This window comes from Streptomyces rhizosphaerihabitans (assembly GCF_025399795.1).
Lineage (GTDB): Bacteria > Actinomycetota > Actinomycetes > Streptomycetales > Streptomycetaceae > Streptomyces > Streptomyces rhizosphaerihabitans.
The window spans coordinates 55367-77136 of record NZ_JAODTZ010000013.1 but is presented as its reverse complement, the minus strand read 5'-3'; the positions used below and the strand labels follow the sequence as shown (position 1 = coordinate 77136).

Here is a 21770-nt window from a genome sequence, read left to right as displayed (position 1 = left end):
CATGACGAGCATCGGTGGTGCTGCATCTACTGGGATGGTCGACTGGAATCTCGCGGTGGCGACCGCGACCCGGCTCGTGCGGCCGGGCCCCGAGGTGAGCCGCGACGAGGCCAGGGCCATCGTCGCGGAGCTGCGCCGACACGCGAAGGCCTCGGAGGAGCACGTCCGGGGCTTTACTCGTATGGGTGACGACGTCGTCCACGACACCCCCGTCCTCGTCGTCGACCGCCCCGGCTGGGTCCGGGCGAACGTCGCGGGGTTCCGGGAGATCCTCAAGCCCCTTCTGGACAAGATGCAGGAACGGCGCGGGAACACCGCGGGCGGAGCCGTCCTCGGCGCCGTCGGCGGCAAGGTCACCGGCGTCGAACTGGGCATGCTGCTGTCGTTCCTGTCGTCGAGGGTCCTCGGGCAGTACGAGACGTTCGCGCCCGCGACCAGGGACCTGCCCGCCGGGGCGCCCACCGGCTCCGGAAACGGCGGCGGCAGGCTCCTGCTGGTCGCCCCGAACATCGTGCACGTGGAGCGCGAACTCGACGTCCAGCCCCACGACTTCCGCCTGTGGGTGTGCCTCCACGAGGAGACCCACCGCACCCAGTTCACGGCCGTGCCCTGGCTGCGCGACCACCTGGAGGGCGAAATCCAGTCGTTCTTGGGGGAGACCGAGGTCGACCCCATGACCGTCCTGGAACGCATCAGGGAGGCCGCCCAGTCGCTCTCCGGCTCCCGCCCCGACACCGAGGAGGACGACGGCGGACGTTCCCTCGTGGAAATCGTGCAGACGCCCGCCCAGCGCGAGATCCTCGGTCGTCTCACCGCCGTGATGTCCCTCCTGGAGGGACACGCCGATTTCGTGATGGACGGCGTGGGGCCCGCCGTGGTCCCCTCCGTCGCCGAGATCCGCGAGAAATTCCAGCAGCGCCGCGCCAAGGGCGCCTCCCGCCTCGACCTGGCCCTGCGCAAACTGCTCGGCCTGGACGCCAAGCTCAAGCAGTACAAGGACGGCGAGCGGTTCGTACGGGCGGTCGTCGGTGAGGTCGGCATGGACGGCTTCAACCGTGTGTGGACTTCCCCGAACACCCTCCCGACCAAGGCGGAGATCGCCAAACCGGCGGACTGGGTCGCGCGGGTGCACCGCAAGGCGGAGTCGTGAACCCTGCGGGACGGTCGTGAAACGAATCCGGCCGATGGCAGGCAAACGCCCCTCGTGTCACCCGTCCGAGGGACCGTGGAGCACGGGTAGGCGTGCAATGCTCGGGGAACGCCCCGGTTCTGTCACCATCGTCACACTCTGAGTGACCGATCCCGGGCTAACCCCCCGAAAACTTCATGAAGGGAACCGGACATGGGTCCCCATCCTGCGGTCGCGGCGATACGCCTGGCGGTCCGCCGCGTACTCCACGACATCCTCACTGAGCAACCGCCCACCCCCGACACCCGGCGTACGCCCGCACGCGGTGCCGCGCGCCCCTGCGCGCCCGACGCGGAGCGCGTCCCCGCCCCCGGAACACGGCGCAGCATGACGGCGCCCGCACGGGTCCCGCACGACCAGCCCCCCGCGAGCTCCCGGCCCCGACCGGGCGAGGACGGGTCCCCGACGCCGGTCGTACTCGTCGCCTGCTCCGGCGGCGCCGACTCCATGGCGCTCGCCTCGGCCCTCGCCTTCGAAGCCCCCAAACTCGGCATCCGCGCCGGTGGCATCACCGTCGACCACGGTCTGCAGCCCGGCTCCGACCTGCGCGCCGACGAAGTCGTGCTGCGCCTCACCGAGCTGGGGCTCGCCCCGGCCGAGTCCATCGCCGTCACCGTCGGCCGCGACGGAGGCCCCGAGGCCGCCGCCCGCGACGCCCGGTACGCCGCCCTGGACTGTGCCGCCGAGCGCCACGGCGCCTCCGCGATCCTCCTCGGCCACACCCGCGACGATCAGGCAGAGACGGTCCTGCTCGGCCTCGCCCGCGGCTCCGGCATCCGCTCGCTGTCCGGAATGGCCGCGGTCTCGGGGGCCGACGGCCGTTACCGCCGCCCCTTCCTGCACCTGGACCGGCAGACCGCCCGCAAGGCGTGCATGGTCCAGTCGCTGCCCGTCTGGGACGACCCGCACAACGCCGATCCGGCCTACACCCGCTCCCGGCTCCGCCACGAGGGCCTCCCCGCACTGGAGAAGGCACTCGGCAAAGGAGTCGTCGAGGCGCTCGCCCGGACGGCCCAGCTCTCCCGGGACGATGCCGACGCCCTCGACGCTTGGGCCAGCCAGGCGGAGGCGTCCGTACGCGACGCGGCCGGCCTCCTGGAGTGCGCCAAGCTCTACGTCCTCCCGCCCGCCGTACGCCGCCGGATCCTGCGCCGCGCGGCCATCGAGGCGGGCGCTCCGGCCGGTTCGCTGTTCGCCCGCCACATCGAGGAAATCGACCGGCTGATCACCGGATGGCGCGGTCAGGGGGCCATCAATCTCCCGGGCAAAGTCGTCGCTCAGCGCCAGGGTGGCAGACTGGTGATTCGGCAAGGCTGAAACCGGACCCTGCACCGGGGCCGCTCGCGCGGCTCCCCGAGACCCCTTCAGTCGGGTCACGGGCGGTCCGAGCGGCCGCGCGGGTGAGCCGTAAGGGGACCGCCGCCAGTGACACGGGCGCCCTGAAGGTGAACGAGCCCAAAAAAGTGGGACGGACGACCGAAAGTGATGCGGGTGGACGCGAAAGACATGGGCACCGACCTCAAGTCGGTGCTCATCACCAAGGAAGAGATCGACGCGAAGCTGGTTGAGCTGGCCGCGAAGATCGACGCGGAGTACGCGGGCAAGGACCTGCTGATCGTCGGAGTGCTCAAGGGCGCCGTGATGGTCATGGCGGACCTCGCGCGTGCGCTGTCCACCCCCGTCACCATGGACTGGATGGCCGTGTCGTCGTACGGCGCGGGCACCCAGTCCTCCGGCGTGGTGCGGATCCTCAAGGACCTCGACACCGACATCAAGGGCAAGCACGTCCTCATCGTCGAGGACATCATCGACTCCGGGCTGACCCTGTCCTGGCTGATCTCCAACCTCGGCTCCCGCGAGCCCGCCTCGCTCAAGGTGTGCACGCTACTGCGCAAGCCGGACGCGGCCAAGGTCGCGATCGACGTGGAGTGGGTCGGCTTCGACATCCCGAACGAGTTCGTCATCGGGTACGGCCTGGACTACGCCGAGAAGTACCGGAACCTCCCGTTCGTCGGTACGCTCGCGCCTCACGTCTACGGCGGCTGAGCGCACTCTTCCTGAGGGCGGCTCAGTCCTCGTAGGGCGTTCGGGAACCCCAGCGGGTTTCGCGCCGTTGGAGCATGCGTGGGCAGGATTGCCAGCAGTCCCCTGCGGCTTCGGGTGACAATGCTGGGGTACCGTCCGAAGAACAGTCTTTATCAAACTCACTATGGCAGGAGGGACGGGGCGACACCGCTCCGTATGGATGGACGTGAAGCGATACTTCCGTGGGCCGGTCATGTGGATCGTGCTGGCCGTCCTTGCCGTGGTCGTGTTGATGCAGGTCGTCGGTTCGTCCGGCGGCTACAAGACGGTGGACACCGGTCAGGTCGTCCGGGCGATCAACGACAACAAGGCCCAGTCAGCCAAGATCACCACTGGCGACGAGCAGGTCATCAAAGTCTCGCTGAAGGACGGCGAGAAGGTTGACGGCAGCTCGAAGATCCAGGCGAGCTACATCGGCGACCAGGGCGTGGCCCTGGCCAACACACTGCAGGACAAGTACCAGAACAAGCAGATCCCGGACGGCTACACGGTCTCGCCGTCCAAGCAGAACCCCTTCGTGGGCATCCTGCTTTCCCTGCTTCCCTTCGTCCTCATCGTCGTCGTCTTCCTGTTCCTGATGAACCAGATGCAGGGTGGCGGCTCCCGGGTCATGAACTTCGGGAAGTCCAAGGCGAAGCTCATCACCAAGGACACCCCGAAGACGACGTTCGCGGACGTCGCGGGCTCGGACGAGGCCGTCGAAGAGCTCCACGAGATCAAGGAGTTCCTCCAGGAGCCGGCGAAGTTCCAGGCCGTCGGCGCGAAGATCCCCAAGGGCGTCCTGCTGTACGGCCCTCCTGGTACGGGCAAGACGCTCCTCGCGCGCGCCGTCGCGGGCGAAGCGGGCGTTCCGTTCTACTCGATCTCGGGTTCCGACTTCGTCGAGATGTTCGTCGGTGTCGGTGCCTCCCGAGTCCGTGACCTGTTCGAGCAGGCCAAGGCGAACGCTCCGGCGATCGTCTTCGTCGACGAGATCGACGCGGTCGGCCGCCACCGCGGCGCCGGCCTCGGCGGTGGTCACGACGAGCGCGAGCAGACCCTCAACCAGCTGCTCGTCGAGATGGACGGCTTCGACGTGAAGGGCGGCGTCATCCTGATCGCCGCCACGAACCGGCCCGACATCCTCGACCCGGCCCTCCTGCGCCCCGGCCGCTTCGACCGCCAGATCGCGGTCGACCGCCCGGACATGCAGGGCCGTCTGGAGATCCTCAAGGTTCACCAGAAGGGCAAGCCGGTCGCTCAGGACGTCGACCTGTCCGCGGTGTCGCGTCGGACCCCCGGCTTCACGGGCGCAGACCTGGCGAACGTGCTGAACGAGGCGGCGCTGCTCACCGCGCGCAGCAACCAGAAGCTGATCGACAACTCCATGCTGGACGAGGCGATCGACCGTGTGGTCGCGGGCCCGCAGAAGCGGACCCGGATCATGTCGGACAAGGAGAAGAAGATCACCGCGTACCACGAGGGCGGCCACGCCCTGGTCGCGGCGGCTTCTCCGAACTCCGACCCGGTCCACAAGATCACGATCCTCTCGCGAGGCCGTGCTCTCGGCTACACGATGGTCCTGCCGGATGAGGACAGGTACTCCACGACGCGCAACGAGATGCTGGACCAGCTCGCGTACATGCTGGGCGGCCGCGCGGCCGAGGAGCTCGTCTTCCACGACCCGACCACCGGCGCCGCGAACGACATCGAGAAGGCCACGGCCACCGCTCGCGCGATGGTCACGCAGTACGGCATGACCGAGCGTCTCGGCGCGATCAAGTTCGGCGGCGACAACACCGAGCCCTTCCTGGGCCGGGAGATGTCGCACCCGCGCGACTACTCGGAAGAGGTCGCCGCGCTCGTCGACGAAGAGGTCAAGAAGCTCATCGAGAACGCGCATAACGAGGCCTGGGAAATCCTGGTCGAGAACCGCGACGTACTCGACGCGCTGGTGCTCCAGCTGCTGGAGAAGGAGACGCTGAGCAAGGAGCAGATCGCCGAGGTCTTCGCTCCCATCGTCAAGCGCCCGGCCCGCCCCGCGTGGACCGGCTCCTCCCGTCGCACGCCGTCCACCCGCCCGCCGGTGCTCTCCCCCAAGGAGCTGTCACTGACGAACGGGGCGAACGGCTCGGCGGCGGCCATCGCCACCGCGACGGAGTCCGTCCCGGCGACGGAGGCGGCCCCGGAGGATCGCACCGAGAGCTGATATCACTCGGCTCCGGGCGGCCTCATCAGGCCCGGAATGGATGCCGTGCCCCCCAGGTTCTAGCCTGGGGGGCGCGGCATTTTCGTGTGCCCGCACCTTCTGGACGCGTCGAGGCACGCACAAGGATCCACAGGAACGAGGACCAGATGACCGACCCCGTGACGCTGGACGGCGAGGGCGTGATCGGCGAGTTCGACGAGAAGCGTGCCGAGAACGCCGTACGAGAGCTCCTGATCGCGGTCGGCGAGGACCCTGACCGTGAGGGACTGAGGGAGACACCGGGGCGGGTGGCGCGGGCGTACAAGGAGATATTCGCGGGCCTGTGGCAGGAACCGGAGGACGTGCTGACGACGACGTTCGACCTGGGCCACGACGAGATGGTCCTGGTGAAGGACATCGAGGTGTTCAGTACGTGTGAACATCACCTGGTCCCGTTCAGGGGTGTCGCGCACGTCGGCTACATCCCCGCCACCAGCGGCAAGATCACCGGCTTGTCCAAGCTGGCCCGCCTCGTCGACGTCTACGCCCGGCGTCCGCAGGTGCAGGAGCGGTTGACGACGCAGATCGCCGACTCCCTGATGGAGATCCTGGAGCCGCGCGGTGTGATCGTGGTCGTCGAGTGCGAGCACATGTGCATGTCCATGCGCGGTATCCGTAAGCCGGGCGCGAAGACCATCACGTCGGCGGTGCGCGGACAGCTGCGCGACGCCGCGACGCGCAACGAGGCGATGAGCCTCATCATGGCCCGCTAGGACGGACGCGGAACGGACGCCGACGCGGGCCGGCCTCAGACCATGGGGCCCGCCTCGGCGCTATGCCACCGGAGCGGCCCCGCCGTGGTGTTCGTCGTCGTCCTCCGGGAGCTTGCAGACGCGCTCCAGGAAGAAGGCGGCCGCTATCACGCCGATTCCGGCGATGACGGAGAGGCCGGCGTAGATGGCCTGGTCGCGGCGGGCGGGTACCTCCAGGGACTCCAGGAGGAAGACGCCGGTGCCGCCGTACATCCCCGCCACCAGGGCGGCCACCAGGGCGCTCGCCTGGCCGAAGACGACCGCGCGGGCGGCCATCAGCGGATCGACGCCCTTGGCACCGGGGCGGCGCTCGCGCTGCGCCTTGAGGCGGGCGCGCAGCGACAGGGCCGTCGCGAGGAGGACGATCGCGATCAGGGCGAGGACGATGGGTGCGGCCAGCGGGACCCGGGGCAGCGTGCCCACCGCGTTCCACAGGCGGGCGCCCGCCCAGGACAGCACTCCGGCCACCACGAACACGGCGGCCAGTGTCCTGATACGCAGCTCTTTCACGTTGCCCCTTCGGTAGCCCGCCTGTGGCCGGCCCCGTGTCGGGCCGGCCTGTGGTCGTCTTGACCTTAACGACTACTCGGGCAGCCGGAGTTCCAGGTCCGGGCGGGCCGCTACACCGTCGCACGTGACCACGGCGAGGAGCTGGGCGACGGCACCGCGACCGGGGAGCTGTGCCTCGGGATCCACGTCGTGCCAGGGGGCGAGGACGAAGGCCCGCTCGTGGGCGCGCGGGTGAGGGAGGGTCAGCACCGGGTCGTCGGAGACGACATCGGCGTACGCCACGATGTCCACGTCGATCGTGCGCGGGCCCCAGCGCTCGTCCCGTACCCGGCGGAAGGCCTCCTCGACCGCGTGGGCCCGCTCCAGGAGCGAGGACGGGGGCAGGGTGGTCCTGAGCACCACGACCGCGTTGAAGTACGAGGGCTGGCTGCCCGGTTCGACGCCCCACGGCTCCGTCTCGTAGACGGGGGAGACCGCTTTGACCCGGACACCAGGGGTGTCCTCCAGGGCGTCGATGGCGCCCTGGAGGGTCTCCAGGCGGTTGCCCAGGTTCGAGCCGAGGGAGATCACCGCGCGCCGCGGATTGTGCAGGGTCGTGTCGGCGGCGTCCACCCGCTCGACCACGGAGGCGGGCACCGGCTGTACGGTCGGGTCGCTCTGACCCTCGGTGAAGGACGCGGTCATGCTCGGCTCCGGATGATCGTGACGGTCACGTCGTCGAAGGGGACCGTGATGGGCGCGTCCGGTTTGTGGACGCAGACCTCGACCTCCTCGACCCCGTCGTGCTTGAGACACGTCTGGGCGATGCGCTCGGCGAGCGTCTCGATGAGGTCGACCGGCTCGCCCTCGACCACGGCGACGACCTCTTCCGCCACGATGCCGTAGTGCACGGTCTTCGCCAGGTCGTCGTCGGCCGCGGCCGGCCGGGTGTCCAGGCCCAGCGTCAGGTCCACGATGAAGGTCTGGCCCTCCTCGCGCTCCTTCTGGAAGACGCCGTGGTGCCCGCGGGCCTTGAGGCCGCGCAGCGCGACACGATCCACGCGAATCACTCCTGCAATTGTCGGTAACGGCCGTCATGCGCCGAATGCGGTCGGCACACCGGCCTCGAACGAATCTACCTGCGGGCACTGACAACGCTCGCCCACGGGGACGGGCGCCCTGGTGAAGGCCACGAGGCTTCACCGGGCGTTTCCCCTGGGGAACGCCACGGCTCACGGGTAGGTAGCCGCCCCTACCCCGGGTCGGCGATTCCAATCACCTGTTGGTCCCTGCGGGCCGTACACCCACTCAACCGGCGGTGTCCTCGTCCTCTTCCTCGCCGGACTCGGCCAGCACGGGTGAGGCGTGATGGGACCAGAGTTTCCAGCCGGCGGCGGTACGGCGGAACACGTTCGTGGCGACGACCAGCTGGCCGACGAGCGGGCCGAGCTCGTCGCTGTCGTCGGGGGCGGGGCCGCCGCTGAGGATGTTCTCGGTGCAGGTGACCAGGGCCGTGTCGCCGGAGACGGCGACGCGCACGTCGGTGAGGAAGAACTGGATGTACTCCGTGTTCGCCATGATCAGCGCGTACGAGCGGAGCACCTCGCCGCGGCCGTTGAGGACGGGCCAGCCGGGGTGGACGCAGGAGACGACCGCGCCCTCGCCCTCGAAGTCGTCGTCGGACGTGTCCAGCGGGGCCAGCCACAGCGAGGACAGCTCCTCGAAGTCGCCCCGCTCCATCGCCTCGTAGAACGCGGTGTTGGCGAGTTCGACCTGCTCGACGTCAGTACGCGGTGTGCTCACCGGGCTCCCTCGGCGGCCTGACCGCCGGCGGCACCCGATGCCCCGCCGGTCCGGGCACCCTCGACGGCGCGGGCGACCCGTACGGCGTCGGCGGTGGCCCGTACCTCGTGCACGCGGACGGCCCAGGCGCCCTGCTGGGCGGCGATCGCCGAGACGGCGGCGGTGGCGGCGTCGCGCTCGCGCGCGGGAGGCGGGGCGCCCTCGGGGCCGGCCAGGACGCGGCCGAGGAAACGCTTGCGGGAGGCGGCGACCAGCAGGGGGTGGCCGAGCGCGCGGAGGCGGTCGAGGTGGGCGAGGAGGGCCAGGTCGTGCTCGGGGTCCTTGGAGAAGCCGAGCCCGGGGTCGACGACGACGCGGTCGGGGGCGATGCCGCCCGCCAGAACGGCCTCCACGCGCGCGTGCAGTTCGTCGAGGACCTCGGAGACCACGTCCTCGTATGCCCCCTGGACGTTTCCGCCCGCCAGGAAGCCGCGCCAGTGCATGACGACGAACGGGGCGCCCGCGGCCGCGACGGCCGGGATCATCGCCGGGTCGGCGAGGCCGCCGCTGACGTCGTTGACGAGGGCGGCGCCCGCGGCGAGGGACCGCTCGGCGACGGAGGCGCGCATGGTGTCCACGGAGACGGTGACGCCCTCGGAGGCGAGGCCGCGGACGACGGGGATGACGCGCTTGAGCTCCTCCGCCTCGTCGACGCGGGTGGCTCCGGGACGGGTGGACTCGCCGCCCACGTCCACGAGGTCGGCGCCCTCGGCGACCAGGCCGAGGCCGTGCTTGACCGCGGCCGTCGTGTCGAACCAGCGGCCGCCGTCGGAGAAGGAATCGGGGGTGACGTTCACGACCCCCATGACCGCGCAGCGGTCCCACGTCGGCAGTCCCGCGACTCGGCCGCGCCCGCGCTCAATACTCATACGTCCAGCCTAGGCCTCCCGCGGGAGGCCTCATGGCCCACTGCCGGTCTCCGTGGTCCCGGTACGCGGGTGCGGATCCCTCCCGCCGGCGCCTCGCGACCGGTGCCGTCGGCCGCTCGCGGCGCGTTCCCGCCCGGAGCCCGGAGCCCGGAGCCCGGAGCCCGGAGCCCGGAGCCCGGAGCCCGGAGCCCGGAGCCCGGAGCCCGCTTGTCCCGGTCGGCTGGGACAGGTGGGCAGCGCTCGTGCCGCTCAGCCCCCGAGCGGCATCGCCCCGGGGCCACCGCCCGGCCCGCCGGCTACGCGGCCCTCATGTTCCGCTCCGCCACCGTGTGCGCGCAGGGGCGCGGGGCCGGTGTGCGGCGGCGCAGCATCCGGGGCAGGGCGAGGTTCACGAAGCCCTCGGCCTGCATGGCGGCGAGGCCGATGCGGGGGAGGTCGCGGGAGGCGGCGTAGACGACGAAGCGTGGCTCCCAGCGCGGGTGGAACTTGGCGTTGAACTTGTAGAGCGACTCGATCTGGAACCAGCGGGACAGGAAGACCAGCAGTCCGCGCCAGGCGCGCAGCACGGGCCCGGCGCCGATCTTCTCGCCGCGGGCGAGCGCCGCGCGGAACATCGCGAAGTTGAGCGAGATCCGTTCGATGCCGAGGCGGGGCGACGCCTGGAGCGCCGCCACGATCAGGAGTTCGTTCATACCGGGGTCGGCCGCGCGATCGCGGCGCATGAGATCGAGCGACACGCCGTCCGTGCCCCACGGGACGAAGTGCAGGACGGCCTTCAGGTCGCCGTACGGGCCGGGCCGGTCGTCGGCCTTGTGGGCCGTGGCGATCAGACAGTCGCCGTCGGACGGGTCGCCGATACGGCCGAGCGCCATGGAGAAACCGCGCTCGGTGTCGGTGCCGCGCCAGTCCTCCGCTGCGCGCCGTATCCGGTCCAGTTCTCCTTCGCCGAGGTCACGGATGCGCCGTACCCGGGTCTCGTAACCGGCGCGCTCGATGCGCTTGACCATCTGGCGTACGTTCCGCATCGCGCGCCCGGAGAGGGAGAAATCCGCGACATCCACCACCGCCTCGTCTCCCAGTTCGAGGGCGTCGAGGCCGGTTTCGCGGGTCCACACCTCGCCGCCCGTCTCGGAGCAGCCCATGACGGCGGGCGTCCAGGAGTGCGCCCTGGCCTCGTCCATGAAGCGTTCGATCGCACCGGGCCAGGCCTCCACGTCGCCGATGGGGTCACCGCTGGCGAGCATCACGCCGGAGACGACCCGGTAGGTGACGGCTGCCTTGCCGCTGGGAGAGAAAACGACCGCCTTGTCGCGGCGGAGCGCGAAGTGGCCGAGGGAGTCGCGGCCGCCGTGCCGGTCCAGGAGGACGCGCAGCCGGGCCTCGTCGTCCTCCGTGAGGCGGGCGGCGGGGTGTTCGGGCCGGAAGGCGAGGTAGACGGTGGTGACGGCGGTGAGCCAGCCGAGCGCGCCGAGGGAGAAGGCGACGGTCCAGGAGGTGGGGCCGGCGTAGTCCACGGGGCCTTCGAAGCCGACCAGGCCGTACAGGACGTGGCTGATGCGGTCGGCCAGGCTCGGGTCGCCGATCATGCGGTCCTCGTGGACGCTGACGATGACGAGCCCGAGGACGAGGGAACCGGCGCCCATGAGAACGAAGTTGGCGAGCGCGCGCCAGCGGCTGCGCGGATCGGGCAGCGCCGCGAACTCGTCGCGGTTGCGCAGCAGCGGGGCGAGCAGCGCGGCCGAGATGACTACGCCGATCACCGAGTGACGGTACGCGAACTGCGCGACGGCACCCGCCGGGAGCAGTAGGACCGCGGCGCGCCAAGCCCGGCGTTTGCGGCGGCGCAACCCATGGGCGAGCAGCAGCAGGAGCACCCCGGCGCTCAGCGACAGCGCCGCGGCGAAGGGTCCGAACGCACCGGGCAGCACCTCGGCCAGGGCGTGCATACGGCTGTGACGGAAGCGCGGGAAGACGCCCGCGGCGATGTCCAGGAGGCCTACGAGCGTGCAGGCCCTGGCGACCAGGGCGGGGACGGCCTCCGGACTCGGACCGCGGAGTATGCGCCGCGTCCGGCCTGTTCGGTCTGGAACCCCACCCGACAATTCCCCATCTACCCTGACAGACATCGCATCCCGTGGTTCTGCGAGAGACCTTGAATCCGGTGCCATTCCGGCATCCGGCGACATTGCGCCCTCTAGGACGGTGTCTTGGGGAGAGAGGTTCACTCCCTTTCGAAAAGCCGGTTCAAAAGGCAAGGAAAGTCCAGGGCAAGGCCTCGCCGATGTGCGGGACGGACCCGGACGGAAAGCGCAGGCGGAACAGCCCATGGGTCTCACAAGCAACAAGGTGCTGGCATTGGTGGTCCTGCTCGCCGTGCTGCTGTTCATCGGCACGGTGTGGTGGTGGCCGCGGCTCGCCCGGCGCACCTGGTGGTCCGTCAGCGGACGTGTGGGGCTGCTCCTGGTCACCCAGGTGATGTTGTTCGCCTCGATCGGACTGTCCGCCAACCAGGCGTTCGGGTTCTACGCCAGCTGGGCGGATCTCCTGGGCCGGGAGAGGGGCGAGGGTGTGGTCGTCGACCACAACGGCGCGGGCGGTCCGGGCGGCGGCCCCCTCCAAGTGGTGGACACCGAGGAGGTGGCCGTCTCGGGCGGGGGCCGGCTGCAGACCGGTGGCCAGATCCAGAAGATCGACATCGTCGGCGGTACGACCCACATCGCCACACCGGCGTACGTCTACCTGCCGCCGGAGTACTTCCAGCCGCAGTACCGCACCCGTACGTTCCCGGCTGTCACCGTACTGACCGGCTATCCCGGCACCGCCAAGGCGCTCATCACGGCCCTGCACTTCCCGCAGACGGAGAATCGTTTGGTCAGGACCGGCAGGAGCCAGCCGATGATCCTGGTCATGCTGCGGCCGGCCGTCGCTCCCCCGCGGGACACCGAGTGCGTGGACATCCCCGGCGGTCCGCAGACCGAGTCCTTCTTCGCCAAGGACCTCCCCGACGCCGTATCGGCCCACTACAGGGTGGGCAGGAAACCCGGGAGCTGGGGCGTCATCGGCGACTCGACGGGTGGCTACTGCGCGCTGAAGCTCGCCGTCCACCACCCCGGGGTGTACGCGGCCGGGGCCGGTCTGTCGCCGTACTACAAGGCGCCGATCGACCGCACGACGGGCGACCTCTTCCGCGGCGACAAGGCATTGCGCAACGCCGCTGACCTGCGCTGGTACCTGAAGCACAAGCCTGCGCCCGACACCTCACTCCTCGTCACCAGCAGCAAGGTGGGCGAATCCAACTACAAGGCCACACTGGGCTTCATAGACCTGGTGAAGTCCAAGAGGCTCACCAGGATCTCGTCGATCATCCTCGACAGCGGAGGCCACAACTTCAACACGTGGCGGCGGGAGATCCCGGCGACGCTGCAGTGGATCAGCGGGCGGCTGAGCGACCGCTGATCCACTGCAGTGCCAGGGCCGTGCCGAGCCCGGGCCGTGTCGTCCGAAGACGGTGCCGAGCCCGGGCCGTGTCGTCCGAAGACCGTGCGGTGCCGGGCCGTGTCATCTCGTGTCGGGCCGTGTCGTGCCGAGCGGACGAATTAGGGTGCTCGGTACGGAGAAAGGCTGCCCCTCGGGGAAATGTCGCGCATCGATGATTCCGATTCGGTGAACCGTCCGAGCCGACGGAATTGATCGAGGAGCGGGCGTGACCGGGGGTCGTGACGGGCCTTGTGGGACAAGCGGTGTGCCTTGCCGACGCCTGGTACAGGACAAAGGTTCCGGGGTGACTGTGTTTTTACCGTGCGGGGCACCAAGATTCGCCTACGCGCGGTAAGTTTCTGGCCATGCCACGTGGACGCCACCGCCATTCCCCGCCCTTGCACAGGGTGCTGCCTCCTTCGGCGATCGCCGGCGTGTCGCTCGTCTGCGCCGTAGGTTCCTGGCTGTTCACGGATGCGTTCGCGCTCCGTGTCCTGGCCGCGGGTGCCGCGGTGACGGCGGTCGCCGGCGCGGTCGCCATGCGCCGCTGGGACACCTCGGCGGGCAAACGCGTCGCCGACCTCACGCGCGCGCGGGCCAGCGACGAGTGGCGTCATGAGGAGCGCGTCGCCGAACTGGAGACAGACCTCGAGGAGTCGCGCGAGCTGCGCGTCAAGCTGGAGCAGAAGCTGCGCGTCAAGCGCACCGAGCTGGCCGGCCTGCGCAATGAACACGCGGCGCTGCTGCGGCGGTACGCCACGGCCGAGACGGAGCGGGCGACCGCTCTGGAGGGGCGTCGGCAGCTCGCCATAGAGGCGGCTGTGCCGGCACGTGCCCTGCCTGCCGCGCGGACGGCTCCGGATGCGGTGGAGACTCCGCAATCCCCGGACACGCCGGATTCCCCGGACACGCCGGATTCCCCGGACGCGACGGACCACTCCGACGCGGTGGATTCGCCGGACGCGCCCGAGGCGATCGAGACGTCCGAGGAACCGGACGAGCCGGAGCGGTCCGAGGAGTCGGGGGAGTCCGGGGGCGCGATGTCCGCGTCCGGGAGCGGGATGGAGGCCATCGAGGCCTTCATGGCGCCCGACGACGACACGGCTCCCCTGGAGGCGGACGTGGAGGTGCCGGCGGAGGCCGGCCCCGGGACCGACGAGTCTCCCGAAGTCTTCTCTCCGGCCGGATCATCGCTCTTCCTGCGGGCCGGAGCGGCGTTGAGCCGGATCGCGGGCAGTGCTCAAGGCGCGGAGGGCGTCAAGGCGGAAGGCGTCGGGACCGGGGCGGTCTCGACGTCCGTGGCCCTGGCGCTGCGGGACTCGCACCCCGATGCGGATCCCGCCCCCGACGCGGACTCGGCGACGGCCGAGTCGCTGAACACCGTGCCTGCCCGCGGCGAGTCCGCGCTGGACGCGGCCGTCAAGAGGGACGCGGCGGCGAAGAGGCGCGCGGCGCTGCGGAAGAGCGAGGTCGCGACGAAGGGTGCGGTCGCGACGAGGGAACTGGTCGCGGCGAAGGACCCGGTCGCGAAGGGTGAGGGCCCGCAGGGTGCTCCGGCCATCGAGGCGGGTCCGTCCTCGGACTCCGTCGCGGAGGCGGGTGGGGCGCAGGGGAAGCCCGAGGCGGTCGGCGAGCATCAGCGTGCGGCCGCCGAGGCCAAGCCGTCGTCCTCCGCACCGTCCACGCCCTCCGCAACGTCTCCCCAGGCCGAGGCGGCACAGCCGGCCCGGGCGGCGCATCCCGTCAAGCCGGCTCAGCGGTCCGGGCACTTCACCGTGCCGACGGCGGTCGCCGTCGTCCCGCACACCGCGCAGGTGCGACGTCCCTCGGTCGAGGGCGGGTTCGACTTCTTCGGTACGCAGAAGGAGGCGTCGGACGCCGCCGCGATGGAGGCCGTGCAGAACGAGGACCTCGCCGATGTGGTCGGTCAGGAGGCGCTCGCTCTGCACAAGGCCGAGGCCGAGTCCGGGTTCAAGCCCGCGAGCGAGGCTTCGCGCGGTGCCGACCGCCAGGTCATCGACCTGACGGCGCACGACGAGACCGAGCACATCAACATGACGGGGCTGCGGAGCGCGGTTTCCTGAACCGCCCGCCGCATGCCTGCCGAACAGGCGTAGAACAGGCGTAACGGAGTGAGGGCAGTGGCACCACGCCACTGCCCTCACTACTGCCCTCACTCCGTTTCTGAGGGGCAACCCTCTTCGCCCGCGGGCCCCCGCCTCCACAAACGCGCCTTGGCCGCCCGCCCCCTGGCCGCCCGTACGCCCTGGTCGGTGTGTACGCCCCCTGGTCGTGCGTGCACCCAGGACACGCGTCGGCGCCCCCAGCGCCGATTCCACGCCTTCCGCGCGCTCCAGAGCCGTGCCTGCCTCGGTCGCCCTCCGCTCGGTCCGCACGCCTGTGTGCACGCCCTCGGGCATCCCCTCTCGGTCCGCCTCGGTCCGCCTCGGCGTGAGCGCGACGCCCGCGCGGGCGCCTCAGGCCATCCAGCGGTCCGGCCGGGCTTCCCGCCGACCCGTGCGGGACCGGTCCGCCTGTGCCTGGAGAAGCTCCCTCGCCTCCGCGGCATCCCGCAGCCGCGCCGTCACCGTCTTGCCGGCGCCGGCGTCGATGTGGACGTCGGCGAGCCCCTTGAAGCGCTCCCACGGCCCCTGCGTCAGCCGTACGCTCTGCGCCTTCGCGTGCGGGACGAGGGAGAGGCGGCGCCGCAGCAGCCCGTGGCGGGCCGCGAAGACGGTGTCGGTGACGGCGAGTCCGTACCCGTGCCACCAGAACGGCACGCACCAGCCGGCCCGCCGCGGCGGCCGGTCCAGGGCCGCCGGGACGGTCACCCCGGGCAGCACCGCGGCGATCACCGCCTCGGCGACCTCGCGCGGAGCGACGGGCACGAGAACCGAGTTGGACGACCCCGCCACGTCCAGCTCGACACGCACCCACCTGCCCCGCCACAGCAGGGGCTCGACGATCCGTACGGTCTGCACGCGTCCGGGCGGCACCGTCTCGTGCGTACGGTCCAGGAGCCCGTGGTCGATGCGGAGTCCGTCGGGCGACTCGCCCACCGTCCAGTCGTACTCGGCGACGAACCGCCCCACGCTGCTCGCGCCCGCCGCGCCGAGCAGCGGCAGCCCGGTAGCGAGGACCGTCCACGCGCTGTGCGTGGCGAGCCACAGCAGCGTGGGGACGACGAGCGCGGCGGCCAGGGAACCCCAGGTGGCGCCGGTGAGCAGCAGGGAGGCGGCGAGGACGCCGGGCGGGACGTGCAGCAGCCGGTGGACCGGAGCCTCGCCGACCTCGCGGGCGGACTCGGGAGCGAACCCGGCGGCCCGGGCGAGGAGTTCGGCGCGCAGCATCCGGGCCTCGCCCTCGCCCAGGTAGGCCAGTTCGTCCTTCTTGTCCGTCCCGACGACATCGAGCTTGAGCTTGGCGACGCCCGCGACACGGGCCAGCAGCGGCTGGGTGATGTCGACGGCCTGGAGCCGTTCGAGCCGGATGTGCGCGGTGCGCCGGAACAACAGGCCGGTGCGGATGCGCAGTTCGGTGTCGGTCACCGCGAAGTGGGTGAACCACCAGCTCAGAAAGCCGTAGAGAGCGGCGCCCGGGACGATCACGGCGAGTCCGAGGAGCAGCGCGGTCGTGGTGAGTCTGGTCAGCTGCTCCTGCGCCTGGTTGGGGTCGTGGACGGCCCAGCCGGCGAGCACGGCGACCGGCGCCCAGGCGCGCCGGAACGGCGTCACGGGGTGCAACCGCCGTTCGGACAGCGGCTTTTCCTCCCGTACGGAGTCGTCCCCGCCCGGCAGGGCCGTCGCCCCGGAGGGACTGCCGGGCGTGGCGGAGGTGTGCCCCGAGGAGTCCGGGGAGGCCGTGCTCACAGGCCCGCCGATCGTGCCTCGCCCAGTTCGGTCAGCCGGTCCCGCAGCCGCTCGGCCTCGGCCGGGTCGAGACCCGGGATGCACGCGTCGGTCGCAGCGGCGGCCGTGTGCAACTGCACGCTGGCGAGCCCGAAGTGGCGTTCCAGAGGCCCGGAGGTCACCTCGACCAGTTGCATGCGCCCGTACGGCACCACGGTCTCCTCACGCCACAGCACACCCCGGCTGATCAGCAGGTCGTCCGCGCGTTCGGCGTACCGCCAGGAGCGCCAGTTGCGTCCCAGCATGCGCCAGCCCCACGCGGCCAGGGCGAGCGGCAGCAGGGCGAAGGCAGCCCAGCCCGGACCGGCGAACAGGGCGAGGAGCAGTCCGACGGTGATCGTCAGGAGTCCCAGCCACACCACCAGCAACAGCCGTCGCATCCGCAGCAGCCCTGGAGGCAGTCCGGTCCAGACCGGCTCCGGCATCGCGCTCTCGTCGGTCCGCGCGCTCCCCGTATTCATGGGGCAAGCGTACGTACGAGAGACTGTGCCCATGACTCCTACGACGGAGACCATGGTCGGCATCGGCGGCGCTGCCGAGAGCACCGACATGGTGCTCAACATCGGCCCCCAGCACCCCTCGACCCATGGCGTGCTGCGACTGCGGCTCGTCCTCGACGGCGAGCGGATCCAGCACGCGGAGCCGGTCATCGGCTATATGCACCGCGGCGCGGAGAAGCTCTTCGAGGCGCGCGACTACCGCCAGATCATCATGCTCGCCAACCGCCACGACTGGCTGTCCGCCTTCTCGAACGAGCTGGGTGTCGTCCTGGCCGTGGAGCGGATGCTCGGCATGGAGGTCCCCGCGCGCGCGGTGTGGACGCGCACGCTCCTCGCGGAGCTCAACCGCGTCCTCAACCACCTGATGTTCCTCGGCTCCTATCCCCTGGAGCTGGGCGGGATCACCCCGATCTTCTACGCCTTCACGGAGCGCGAGGAGCTCCAGCACGTCATGGAGGAGATCTCCGGCGGGCGCATGCACTACATGTTCAACCGCGTCGGCGGCCTCAAGGAGGACCTCCCGGCCGGATGGGCAACGCGTGCGCGTGCCTGCGTCGCCGCGCTGCGCTCGCGGATGGGTGTGTACGACGACCTGGTGCTCGGCAACGAGATCTTCCGGGGGCGTACACGCGGTGTCGGCGTCCTCACGCCGCAGGCCGTGCACGCGTACGGCGTGAGCGGCCCCATCGCCCGCGCCTCCGGCGTCGACTTCGACCTGCGCCGCGACGAGCCCTACCTCGCGTACGGCGAGCTCCAGGACACCCTGAAGGTCGTCACGCGCCAGGAGGGCGACTGCCTGGCCCGCTTCGAATGTCTCCTGGAGCAGACCCACGTCTCCCTGGACCTCGCGGACGCCTGTCTCGACCGGCTCGCCGAGCTGCCGCCCGGCCCGATCAACCAGCGCCTGCCGAAGGTCCTGAAGGCGCCCGAGGGGCACACGTACGCCTGGACCGAGAACCCCCTCGGAATCAACGGCTACTACCTCGTCAGCAAGGGCGAGAAGACCCCGTACCGGCTGAAGCTGCGCTCCGCCTCCTTCAACAACATCCAGGCGCTCACCGAACTGCTGCCCGGGACACTGGTCGCGGACATGGTGGCGATCCTGGGATCACTGTTCTTCGTGGTCGGGGACATCGACAAGTAGGGCATCGCGCAGGACGGCGTTCTCGGCGGCCGGGGCGTGCAGGGCATCCGGGGCGTCCGCAGCGGCCGGGACGTCCCGGAGCACGTCGGGGAAGCCGACGGGCTGGAGCAGCCAGCCGAAGTCGCCCAGCCCGCCCGGCGCGGTGAGTTCCGCCGCCGCGCCGGCGCCCGCGAGGGCCCGCACATAGGCGGCCGGGTCCGTGGACGCCAGCGCGAGCGGGGGACGTGCGCCGCTCACGCCCAGCGCGCGCAGTGCCGCGCGCTGGGTCACCACGCGTCCCCCGGGCAGCGCGCACGCGTCGAGCGCCACATGCGCGGTGATGTCGCACGACCCGTCCGGCACCGGCGCCGTCCCGCGTCCTTCCCGGAAACCGGTGAGCGTCCCGAAGGGCGGCCGTCCGCCCGCGAAGTGCGCGTAGTCGACGGCGACGGCGAGACCCCGGTCGAGTGCCGACACGGCGGAGGCCCAGGCGAGGTCCCGGGGAAGCCCGATCTCGGCACGGGCGCCCTCGGCGGCCAGGAGGGGCTCGTCGGCGGACGTGCGCGCCCCCTGTGGAAGGGGCGCTCCTTGTGGGGGCGTGCGGTCCGGCCGCGCTCCCGGTGCGGGCGTGCGGGCGAACCGCGCGCCGGCCGGCGGCCACCACCAGTTCCGCAGCCACTGGGCGTCCGCCCCGGTGACGGCCTCCCCGAGGCGTTCGGCTCCGTCGCCGCGTACGAGGACCAGCCGCGGAACCCCGTCCGGGCCGACCTCGGCGACGTCCACGGGCACGTTGTCCAGCCACTCGTTGGCGAACAGCAGCCCGGTGATCCCCTTCGGGGGCTCGGCGAGCCACGCGATCCGCCGGTCGAGGCCGGCCGGCCGGTCGGCCCGCTCGACCGCGAACCAGCGCGCCCGGGAGGCCACGTCGGCGGGGAGGGCGGCGAGAACGCCGGTCACCAGCTCGCCGCGGCCGGCCGCCATGTCGACGAAGTCCAGCGTGTCCGGGTGGCCGAGCGCCGCGTCGAGGCGGCACAGCAGCCGTGCCACGGCGCCCGCGAACAGCGGGGACGCGTGCACCGAGGTCCGGAAGTGCCCGGCCGGTCCCGCGGGCCCGCGATAGAAGCCGGAGGGGCCGTACAGCGCCTCCTCCGTCGCCTCGCGCCACCCATGCCACTCGCCCTTCACCGCACGTCTCACGGGCTCAGGCTAAGCGTCCCGGAGCGGGGGGCCTCCACCTTGGGGAGTACGAGGGGCGGTCCCGGATCGGTCCTCCGGTTGACCCCTGCACACTGCACGCTTCCCTACTCTGGGTTACGTGCAGCGCCTCTATGACTTTCTCCGCAGGCACCCGACATGGGTCGACAGCTTCTGGGCCGTCGCCCTGCTCGGGATCTCCGGCGTGAGCCTCAGCAATGTCAACGGCGCCGCGGACCAGCGAGGGTCGGTTGCCGCGGCGCTCCCGATCGCCGTCGTCATGAGCCTGGTCGTCGCGCTGCGCCGCCGTATGCCCGAGAAGATGCTGATCCTGGCCGTGGCGGCAGGCCTCGCGCAGCTCGTCCTGGACGTCCCGACGGGGCCCGAGGACTTCGCGATGCTGGTGATCATCTACACGGTCGCGGCGGACGGCGCCCGCTGGGCCTCCCGGTTCGCGCTGGTCGGCGGGCTGTGCGCGGGCACGCTCTCGCAGATGCGCTGGCCCACGCACGAGACGGGCGGTCTCGGCGGCGTCCTCATAGCGATATTCCAGACCGTCCCGTTCGCGCTCGCCTGGGTGCTCGGCGACTCGATCCGCACCCGCCGCGCCTACCTGGCGCAGCTGGAGGAGCGCGCCGCCCGTCTGGAGAAGGAGCGCGAGGCGCAGGCCAAGGTCGCGGTCGCCGCCGAGCGCGCCCGGATCGCGCGCGAGCTGCACGACGTCGTCGCGCACAACGTCTCGGTGATGGTGGTCCAGGCCGACGGCGCCGCGTACGTCATGGACGCCGCCCCGGACCAGGCCAGGAAGGCGCTGGAGACCATCTCGGGGACCGGCCGGCAGGCCCTCGCCGAGATGCGCCGCCTGCTCGGCGTCCTGCGCACCGGCGAGCACCAGGAGGTCGGCGAGTACGTGCCGCAGCCCGACGTCGAGCAGCTCGACGACCTCATCGAGCAGTGCCGCACGTCCGGCCTCCCCGTCGACTTCAAGGTGGAGGGCACCCCGCGCCCGCTGCCCAGCGGAGTGGAACTCACGGCGTACCGCATCGTGCAGGAGGCGCTCACCAACACCCGCAAGCACGGAGGCCCGAACGCGGGTGCGAGCGTCCGCCTGGTCTACTTCGACGACGGCCTCGGCCTGCTCGTCGAGGACGACGGCAAGGGCGCGCCCCACGAGCTGTACGAGGAGGGCGGCGCCGACGGGCAGGGCCACGGCCTGATCGGTATGCGGGAGCGCGTCGGCATGGTCGGCGGCACCCTGGACGCGGGGCCGCGGCCCGGTGGAGGCTTCCGCATCAGCGCCCTGCTGCCGCTCAAAGCGGCCCACTGACACCTGTACACACCTGATCCGTGCGAACGATCCGTGCGGATGATCTCATCCGTACGGATGATCCCTACGAAGTGAAAGGACCCCGATGGCGATCCGCGTGATGCTCGTCGACGACCAGGTGCTGCTGCGCACCGGCTTCCGGATGGTGCTCGACGCCCAGCCGGACATGGAGGTCGTGGCCGAGGCGGGCGACGGCGTCGAGGCCCTCCAGGTCCTGCGTGCCACCGAGGTCGACGTGGTCCTGATGGACGTACGCATGCCGAAGCTGGACGGCGTGGAGACCACCCGCCGCATCTGCTCGGACCCGAACCCGCCGAAGGTGCTGATCCTCACCACCTTCGACCTCGACGAGTACGCCTTCTCCGGGCTGAAGGCGGGTGCCTCCGGCTTCATGCTCAAGGACGTGCCTCCGGGCGAGCTGCTCGCCGCCATCCGTTCCGTGCACAGTGGCGACGCCGTGGTGGCGCCGTCCACCACCCGGCGTCTGCTCGACCGGTTCGCGCCGCTGCTGCCCAACACCGGCAAGGAGCCCCAGCACAAGGGGCTGGAGCGGCTCACCGAGCGCGAGCGCGAGGTCATGATCCTCGTCGCGCAGGGCCTGTCCAACGGGGAGATCGCGGCCCACCTCGTCCTCTCGGAGGCCACCGTGAAGACGCACGTCGGGCGCATTCTCACCAAGCTGGGGCTGCGCGACCGGGTCCAGGTGGTCGTGCTCGCCTACGAGACGGGGATCGTCCGGGCGGGCGGGCTCGGCTGACGCCGTCGTGCCGCACGGCTGACGGCGGGGA

General features: G+C 71.2%; 19 protein-coding genes. 10 read left to right on the top strand and 9 right to left on the bottom strand.

Features of this window, described 5'->3' with window-relative positions; translation table 11 throughout:
- Position 1: 1 nt before the first annotated feature.
- The 5 genes from N4G66_RS15550 to folE all read left to right on the top strand — a co-directional run bounded on the left by N4G66_RS15550 (position 2) and on the right by folE (position 6214).
- Positions 2-1150: a zinc-dependent metalloprotease gene (locus N4G66_RS15550; protein WP_261704690.1), complete on the top strand. Its 1149-nt coding sequence runs from the start codon at positions 2-4 to the stop codon at positions 1148-1150.
- Between the two features lie 192 nt (positions 1151-1342).
- Positions 1343-2506: a tRNA lysidine(34) synthetase TilS gene (tilS, locus tag N4G66_RS15545; protein ID WP_261704689.1), complete on the top strand. Its 1164-nt coding sequence runs from the start codon at positions 1343-1345 to the stop codon at positions 2504-2506.
- Positions 2507-2674: 168 nt separating this feature from the next.
- A complete protein-coding gene (hpt, locus tag N4G66_RS15540; RefSeq protein ID WP_261704688.1) occupies positions 2675-3235 on the top strand; it encodes a hypoxanthine phosphoribosyltransferase in 561 nt (186 codons plus the stop codon).
- Positions 3236-3434: 199 nt separating this feature from the next.
- The gene (ftsH, locus tag N4G66_RS15535) at positions 3435-5462 is read left to right on the top strand and encodes an ATP-dependent zinc metalloprotease FtsH (RefSeq protein ID WP_261704687.1); all 2028 of its coding nucleotides are present in this window, start codon (positions 3435-3437) and stop codon (positions 5460-5462) included.
- A 146-nt stretch (positions 5463-5608) separates the two neighbouring features.
- Positions 5609-6214, top strand: a complete 606-nt coding sequence (folE, locus tag N4G66_RS15530) for a GTP cyclohydrolase I FolE (RefSeq protein WP_261704686.1) — start codon at positions 5609-5611, stop codon at positions 6212-6214.
- A 60-nt stretch (positions 6215-6274) separates the two neighbouring features.
- On the opposite strand, the gene N4G66_RS15525 is transcribed toward folE, so the two are convergent.
- The 6 genes from N4G66_RS15525 to N4G66_RS15500 all read right to left on the bottom strand — a co-directional run bounded on the left by N4G66_RS15525 (position 6275) and on the right by N4G66_RS15500 (position 11579).
- Entirely contained in the window at positions 6275-6763 is a 489-nt protein-coding gene (locus tag N4G66_RS15525) for a DUF3180 domain-containing protein (RefSeq protein WP_261704685.1), read from the bottom strand.
- Positions 6764-6835: 72 nt separating this feature from the next.
- The gene (gene folK / locus N4G66_RS15520) at positions 6836-7447 is read right to left on the bottom strand and encodes a 2-amino-4-hydroxy-6-hydroxymethyldihydropteridine diphosphokinase (RefSeq protein ID WP_261704684.1); all 612 of its coding nucleotides are present in this window, start codon (positions 7445-7447) and stop codon (positions 6836-6838) included.
- Positions 7444-7803: a dihydroneopterin aldolase gene (gene folB, locus N4G66_RS15515; RefSeq protein WP_261704683.1), complete on the bottom strand. Its 360-nt coding sequence runs from the start codon at positions 7801-7803 to the stop codon at positions 7444-7446. Before folB ends, folK begins: the two co-directional genes overlap by 4 nt.
- A gap of 247 nt (positions 7804-8050) precedes the next feature.
- A complete protein-coding gene (locus N4G66_RS15510; RefSeq protein ID WP_261704682.1) occupies positions 8051-8545 on the bottom strand; it encodes a nuclear transport factor 2 family protein in 495 nt (164 codons plus the stop codon).
- On the bottom strand, positions 8542-9453 hold the full coding sequence (folP, locus tag N4G66_RS15505; protein ID WP_261704681.1) for a dihydropteroate synthase: 912 nt from the start codon (positions 9451-9453) through the stop codon (positions 8542-8544). The genes N4G66_RS15510 and folP overlap by 4 nt, the downstream gene beginning before the upstream one ends.
- 296 nt (positions 9454-9749) lie before the next feature.
- Positions 9750-11579 (bottom strand): phosphatidylglycerol lysyltransferase domain-containing protein, encoded by a 1830-nt coding sequence (locus N4G66_RS15500; protein WP_391858821.1) that lies wholly within the window; start codon positions 11577-11579, stop codon positions 9750-9752.
- 199 nt (positions 11580-11778) lie between these two features.
- On the opposite strand from N4G66_RS15500, the gene N4G66_RS15495 reads away from it, so the two are divergent.
- Positions 11779-12909 (top strand): alpha/beta hydrolase, encoded by a 1131-nt coding sequence (locus tag N4G66_RS15495; RefSeq protein WP_261704679.1) that lies wholly within the window; start codon positions 11779-11781, stop codon positions 12907-12909.
- A gap of 386 nt (positions 12910-13295) precedes the next feature.
- The gene (locus tag N4G66_RS15490) at positions 13296-15014 is read left to right on the top strand and encodes a hypothetical protein (protein WP_261704678.1); all 1719 of its coding nucleotides are present in this window, start codon (positions 13296-13298) and stop codon (positions 15012-15014) included.
- A gap of 393 nt (positions 15015-15407) precedes the next feature.
- On the opposite strand, the gene N4G66_RS15485 is transcribed toward N4G66_RS15490, so the two are convergent.
- Positions 15408-16727 carry a PH domain-containing protein gene (locus tag N4G66_RS15485; protein WP_261704790.1) on the bottom strand — a complete coding sequence of 440 codons (1320 nt, stop codon included), beginning with the start codon at positions 16725-16727 and terminating at the stop codon, positions 15408-15410.
- Positions 16728-16795: 68 nt separating this feature from the next.
- Positions 16796-17299 (bottom strand): PH domain-containing protein, encoded by a 504-nt coding sequence (locus N4G66_RS15480; RefSeq protein ID WP_261704677.1) that lies wholly within the window; start codon positions 17297-17299, stop codon positions 16796-16798.
- 31 nt (positions 17300-17330) lie between these two features.
- Between N4G66_RS15480 and N4G66_RS15475 the strand changes: the two genes are divergently transcribed.
- The gene (locus N4G66_RS15475; RefSeq protein WP_261704676.1) at positions 17331-18482 is read left to right on the top strand and encodes an NADH-quinone oxidoreductase subunit D; all 1152 of its coding nucleotides are present in this window, start codon (positions 17331-17333) and stop codon (positions 18480-18482) included.
- Here the strand turns inward: N4G66_RS15475 and N4G66_RS15470 are convergent.
- Positions 18447-19658 (bottom strand): SAM-dependent methyltransferase, encoded by a 1212-nt coding sequence (locus tag N4G66_RS15470; protein WP_261704675.1) that lies wholly within the window; start codon positions 19656-19658, stop codon positions 18447-18449. The two genes, N4G66_RS15475 and N4G66_RS15470, sit on opposite strands and share 36 nt — an antisense overlap.
- Before the next feature lie 118 nt (positions 19659-19776).
- On the opposite strand from N4G66_RS15470, the gene N4G66_RS15465 reads away from it, so the two are divergent.
- On the top strand, positions 19777-20982 hold the full coding sequence (locus N4G66_RS15465; RefSeq protein ID WP_261704674.1) for a sensor histidine kinase: 1206 nt from the start codon (positions 19777-19779) through the stop codon (positions 20980-20982).
- 85 nt (positions 20983-21067) lie between these two features.
- Positions 21068-21739 (top strand): response regulator transcription factor, encoded by a 672-nt coding sequence (locus tag N4G66_RS15460; RefSeq protein ID WP_261704673.1) that lies wholly within the window; start codon positions 21068-21070, stop codon positions 21737-21739.
- Positions 21740-21770: the final 31 nt, after the last annotated feature.